Annotated in this window: 7 protein-coding genes; 4 read left to right on the plus strand and 3 right to left on the minus strand. The window is 59.2% G+C overall.

Going from position 1 to position 5,300, the window contains the following annotated elements; genetic code table 11:
- Window positions 1-260: 30S ribosomal protein S13 (gene rpsM / locus ACOVQ0_RS13340; protein WP_421885220.1), on the minus strand; the 260-nt coding region annotated here is incomplete at its 3' end.
- 369 nt (window positions 261-629) lie between these two features.
- Between rpsM and ACOVQ0_RS13345 the strand changes: the two genes are divergently transcribed.
- From ACOVQ0_RS13345 to ACOVQ0_RS13360, 4 genes are all read left to right on the plus strand, one after another.
- Window positions 630-1,037, plus strand: a complete 408-nt coding sequence (locus ACOVQ0_RS13345) for a hypothetical protein (protein WP_421885222.1) — start codon at window positions 630-632, stop codon at window positions 1,035-1,037.
- Between the two features lie 59 nt (window positions 1,038-1,096).
- Window positions 1,097-1,891, plus strand: coding sequence for a transglutaminase-like domain-containing protein (locus tag ACOVQ0_RS13350; protein WP_421885224.1), 795 nt, complete (start codon window positions 1,097-1,099; stop codon window positions 1,889-1,891).
- Window positions 1,892-2,017: 126 nt separating this feature from the next.
- Window positions 2,018-2,224, plus strand: a complete 207-nt coding sequence (locus tag ACOVQ0_RS13355) for a hypothetical protein (RefSeq protein ID WP_421885226.1) — start codon at window positions 2,018-2,020, stop codon at window positions 2,222-2,224.
- A gap of 57 nt (window positions 2,225-2,281) precedes the next feature.
- A complete protein-coding gene (locus tag ACOVQ0_RS13360; RefSeq protein WP_421885228.1) occupies window positions 2,282-2,407 on the plus strand; it encodes a hypothetical protein in 126 nt (41 codons plus the stop codon).
- An 81-nt stretch (window positions 2,408-2,488) separates the two neighbouring features.
- On the opposite strand, the gene ACOVQ0_RS13365 is transcribed toward ACOVQ0_RS13360, so the two are convergent.
- Together ACOVQ0_RS13365 and ACOVQ0_RS13370 are read right to left on the minus strand one after the other, a co-directional pair.
- A complete protein-coding gene (locus ACOVQ0_RS13365; RefSeq protein WP_421885230.1) occupies window positions 2,489-3,076 on the minus strand; it encodes a hypothetical protein in 588 nt (195 codons plus the stop codon).
- A 197-nt stretch (window positions 3,077-3,273) separates the two neighbouring features.
- Window positions 3,274-5,300 (minus strand): RelA/SpoT family protein (locus ACOVQ0_RS13370; RefSeq protein ID WP_421885232.1); only part of this gene is annotated, 2,027 nt, incomplete at its 5' end.

Here is a 5,300-nt window from a genome sequence, read left to right on the forward strand (position 1 = left end):
TAGCACGCGAGGTCCATCAGACGCTTGATGTTCATCGCCACTTCGCGGCGAAGATCGCCTTCCACAGTGTGATCAGCATCGATCGCTTCGCGGATCTGGAGCACTTCAGCGTCCGAGAGATCCTGCACGCGGCGGGTATGATCGATACCCAGCTTGTCAGCGATCTGCTTGGCCTTGAACGAGCCGATACCGTGAATGTAGGTCAGCGCGATGATAACGCGCTTGTTGGTGGGGATATTGACCCCGGCAATACGAGCCACTTGCTTCTCCGTTTGCTCCACAGGCCGCGCGAATCACTCACGCCGCCTATCTCATCGCGAAAAACACTCAAAAACACCGGGATTTCTGCGAAGTTTCAGGCGTTTAACCCTGACTCCACAAAACATGCCCGATTGAGAGTGAAAGGCGCGATTAGGCGGTTTCGATAGTAACGTCAACCGCTGCGCAAACGAAGATCGCGGACGACACGCCATGCCCGGCGCGGTCCTGCTCCATTACGGACGTATCATATCCCAATTCGCCGCGAAGGTCAAAACCATCACGCAAAGGCTTCTCCCTGAACCGTCATTGCAATGACTTCGGAATATTATTAGAAGTTAAATTCTAAAAATATATGGGAGAGAATGGCGATGGCTGGACATGGCAGGTTTGCGCTGGCGCGACTGGGACTGATTGTGGTGCTTACCGTGCCCCTTGCGCTGTTTCATGGCTTCGTGGGCTGGCACAAGGCATTCTCAAGCCATGCCGAACTGGTGCAGCACAAGGCCTGGACCGCTCACCTGCCGCTAGCCCTCGGCCGAGCTGTAGGCTGGCTGGAACTGGCATTAACGGCGGCCCTGATCATTGCCCTGCTGCGTCCGCAACTGGCACGCATGGGCGCGGTGGCCTGCGGCGCGCTGGCTCTTCTTGAGGCGATTTCGCTGCTGACGCACCAGATCATGCAGGACGGTGCCCCTGCCCTGCAGAATGTGGCGACCATTGTTGTCACCGCCTTTCTTGGGTGGCTCTATGCAGGCCGAGCCTCCGCCGCTACCTGAACGGCGATCGGCGCGGCGAAGCGCCGGAACCTTCCTCACACTTGCGGATAAAGGCGACCATGACTCACGAGATCGAAGTCGCCGTGCGCCTTGACTATACGATGCGCGAACAGGCCGCAGTGCTGATGCAGATCGGCGCGGCGGCGCTGCCGGGACAGGAGGTGATGGACAGCACGCTGCTGCTGACCCCGCCAGACGCGATGCGCGCCGTGGCCGGGCATGGCGGCGTGGGAGAGCGCATCTGGTTCGAACCGCGCGACACCTTCACCGTTGCCTATGACGCGCGGGTGCGCGTGACGCGCGAGGCGTCGATACTGGCCGCGCTGGCCGCCGATCCCCTGCCCGCGCTGCCCCCGGAGCACGTGGAATACCTGCTGCCCTCACGCTACTGCCCGGTCGATACGCTGCACGCGGCGGTGATCGACCAGTTCGGCGGACTTGATGGCGGCATGGCGGTTTCGGCGGTGACCGAATGGATCGCCGGACACCTCACCTACGTTCCGGGATCGAGCCACGGCGGCACCACCGCGCTCGACACCTTCCATTCGCGCGAGGGCGTGTGCCGTGACTATGCCCACCTGCTGATAGCCCTGGTGCGCGGTCTTGGCATCCCGGCCCGCATTGTCAGCGCCTATGCACCGGGCGTGACCCCGCCCGATTTCCACGCACTGGCCGAAGTCTGGCTGCAAGGCGGGTGGCATCTGGTCGACGCCACCGGCATGGCTGACCCGGCGCAGACCGTGGTGATCGGCGTGGGCCGCGATGCAGCGGATGTGGCGTTTCTGACGATCTTCGGCGGGGCGGAGTTGAATGCGCAGTCGGTGGGGGTGGGGTTGGTTGGTGCGGTTGGTTAGGAGAGTTTAGGATTGGATGGTTTAGGGATTGAGTAAACTGTCACCGTAATTCCCTTCTGGCCTTCTTGTTTCTCTGGAAAATTATTCGCCGGCATCGTAGTGCCATATAGGATCAAGGAGGTATTGATGTCCGTTGCTGCAAGTTATGCTCTCAAAGCTATCGTCCGAGGACTCTCTGAATGCGGGGCATTGAACGTTGGTCAAATGCACTCCATTCTGAACGAGCTTGAGGACGCGGCCGTCCGGCTCGACGAACGAGGACGAAATGAAGACGCGGCAGAGGTTCGCGATATCATCGAGTTCGCTTTTCATGGACCGCATCTCAGCGAATGATGACGATTAACAACGAAATAGAGTAGGAATTACGGTGATGGTGTGGACGCCACCCGCATGGTCGACCCGACCAAAACCGTGGTGTTCGGCGTCGGGCGCGATGCGGCAGGTGTGGCGTTTCTGACGATTTCTGGCGGGGCTGAGTTGAACGCGCAGTCGGTGGGGTGGGGTTGGTTGGTCTGATGGGTTAGGCGTTTCGGGCGTCGACGGTTCGGGCATAGAGTGAAGAGTCATCGGAATCTCAGATTTTTGGCGAGCTTCAGATCATCTATTCATGCGGATAGTCAGTTGCGCGACGTCACGATTTCCCCAAGGCAATGCGTGAAACAAATCCCAAAGTGCTTTATTGTCACCATCATTAAAATCTCTAATAGACACCGCGCGAATTTGAAAGCAAAGGTCGGCATCCACGGGCATAATACAGAACCCATCTGGGGTTGAAACCAACTCTTTCTGAAACATCCATTGAGAAATTATTTCTGCATACTTAGAATCTTGCAAGTCGCATATCATTACTATGGAAAAATCGTATTCCGAAATTTCATCAGTTACAGAAGTCGTTATCTCAAAATCGATGTTATATCTTTCCCACTTGGCCAACACTCTGTTTGCTTCTGCAATAACTTTTTCGGTTTCTATAAAATCGTATGCTGTCGATCTCAGCGCGTTGACATCCTCTAATGCACGCAGTGCTTCTGCTGAAGGTTCAGGGTTATCGCAGACGCAATCGTACCAGTTTCCTGATCCACCGCCGCCGCATTGCAAGCATTTGCCTCTTATCACATTCCACTCCAGAATAACCATGCAGAGCCAAACCATACTCTGCACAGCAACTGCATCAAATTTATTCATGCTTGAGGCGCACAATTTCGTCACTCAATGGCGGGGCATCCTTGAAAATTCCGGAATTCCGGGGACAGTATACTTAACTCTCGTCATTCCCGCGCAGGCGGGAATCCAGCGACCAGCAACGTCGTCGCTTGGCGACGGCGTTTTTTATCGGACTGGATTCCCGCCTTCGCGGGAATGACGAACGGTATGGGGGAACGCTAAATCCGCTCCGCCTGCGCCACCGCCTCACTCGCCCGCAAAGCGCTAACAATGCGCGTCAAATGCGCCAGATCGCGCACCTCCAAGTCCACCTCATACGTGTGGAACGGGTTCTCGCGCTGGGTCATTTCCAGATTGACCACGTTGGCGTGGTTCTTGGCGAAGATGCCGGCCATTTCGGCCAGTGTGCCGGGACGGTTGTAGAGTTCGGCACGGAGACGGCCAATCGCGCCGTCGGTGCGGGCGTCCCATGACAGGTCGATCCAGTCGGCATCGACGCCATCGGCCAATGTCATGCAGTCAATCGCGTGGACTTCCACGCCCTTGCCGGGGCGGCGCAGGCCGACGATGCGGTCGCCCGGCACCGGGTGGCAGCAGTCGGCCAGCTTGAACGCCATGCCCGGCGTCAACCCTCGCACCGCGATGGCGCGCTTCTGGCTGGGCCAGTTCTCTTCCGCGATGTTGGCTGCGCTGCCGGGGACGAGCGCTTCCATCACCTGCCGGTCGTCGATCTTGGCCGCGCCGATGGCAAACATCAGGTCTTCCTCGGCGGCGAGTTTCAGGCGCTTGAGCGCGTCGGCCACGGCCTTCTTGCCGACCTTCGTGGGCAGGCGCTCAACGATTTCCTCATAGAGCTTGCGCCCGATGGCGGCGACTTCGGCACGCTCCTTCTGGCGCACAAAGCGGCGGATGGCGGCGCGGGCCTTGCCAGTGACGACGAAGCCCAGCCATGACAGTTGCGGTTCGGACGTGCGGCTCTTGATGATCTCAACCACATCGCCATTGCCCAGCGCCGTGCGCAGCGGCACGTGGCGGCCGTTGATCTTGGCCCCCACCGCCTGCGCGCCCAGATTGGTGTGGACGGCAAAGGCAAAGTCGATCGGCGTCGCCCCCTTGGGCAACTGGAACAGCGCGCCCTTGGGCGTGAAGGCGAAGATGCGATCCTGATAGATCGCCATCTTGGTGTTTTCGAGCAGTTCCTCGGCATCGTGGCTGGCATCGAGAATTTCGACCAGATCGCGCAGCCACCCCACCTGCCCGTCGGGCTTGCCGCCCTGCTTGTAGGCCCAGTGCGCGGCGAGGCCGAACTCGTTGCGCTCGTGCATGTCCTTGGTCTTGATCTGCACTTCCACGCGCATCGCATTGGAATAGATCAGCGCGGTGTGCAGCGAACGGTAGCCGTTCATCTTGGGCGTGGAGATGTAGTCCTTGAACCGCCCCGGAATCATCTGCCACTGGCGATGGAGGATGCCCAAGGCCTTGTAACAATCGTCCTCGTTCTCGGTCAGCACGCGGAACGCCATGATATCGGTGATCTGTTCGAACGAGACGTGGCGTTCGTCCATCTTGCGCCAGATCGAATAGGGATGCTTTTCGCGGCCCGAAACCTCGACACGCAGGCCCGCCTCGGCCAAGGATTGCTTGATCTGGAGCGCGATGGCATCAACCTGCGCACCTTCCTCGCTGCGGATCGCGGACAGGCGGCCTGTGATCGTGGCATAGGCTTCCGGCTCAAGCTGTTCGAACGCCAGCAACTGCATCTCGCGCATGTATTCGTACATGCCCACCCGCTCGGCCAGCGGGGCGTAGATATCCATCGTCTCGCGCGCGATGCGGCGGCGCTTTTCCTCGCTCTTGATATAGTGGAGCGTGCGCATGTTGTGCATGCGGTCAGCCAGCTTCACCAGCAGGACGCGCAGGTCCTCGCTCATCGCCAGCAGGAACTTGCGCAGGTTCTCCGCCGCGCGCTCGCTCTCGCTCATCGTTTCGATCTTGGAGAGCTTCGTCACCCCATCGACCAGCCGCGCCACATCGGGGCCGAACAGGCGCTCGATCTCGTCCACGGTGGCGAGCGTATCTTCCACCGTATCGTGGAGCAGTGCGGTGATGATCGTATCCTGATCGAGCTTCAGCTCGGTCATCAGGCCGGCAACTTCTACCGGGTGCGAGAAATAGGGGTCACCGCTGGCGCGCTTCTGGCTGCCGTGCTTCTGCACGGTATAGACATAGGCACGGTTGAGCATCG

The sequence above is a fragment of the Novosphingobium sp. genome, from assembly GCF_049240505.1.
In the GTDB taxonomy this organism is placed as follows: domain Bacteria; phylum Pseudomonadota; class Alphaproteobacteria; order Sphingomonadales; family Sphingomonadaceae; genus Novosphingobium.

Bases quoted from the DNA above. Each gene is read 5' to 3' on its own strand.
- ACOVQ0_RS13365 (WP_421885230.1), bottom strand. From the start codon at position 3,076: ATGAATAAATTTGATGCAGTTGCTGTGCAGAGTATGGTTTGGCTCTGC.
- ACOVQ0_RS13345 (WP_421885222.1), top strand. From the start codon at position 630: ATGGCTGGACATGGCAGGTTTGCGCTGGCGCGACTGGGACTGATTGTG.
- ACOVQ0_RS13355 (WP_421885226.1), top strand. From the start codon at position 2,018: ATGTCCGTTGCTGCAAGTTATGCTCTCAAAGCTATCGTCCGAGGACTC.
- ACOVQ0_RS13360 (WP_421885228.1), top strand. From the start codon at position 2,282: ATGGTCGACCCGACCAAAACCGTGGTGTTCGGCGTCGGGCGCGATGCG.
- ACOVQ0_RS13350 (WP_421885224.1), top strand. From the start codon at position 1,097: ATGACTCACGAGATCGAAGTCGCCGTGCGCCTTGACTATACGATGCGC.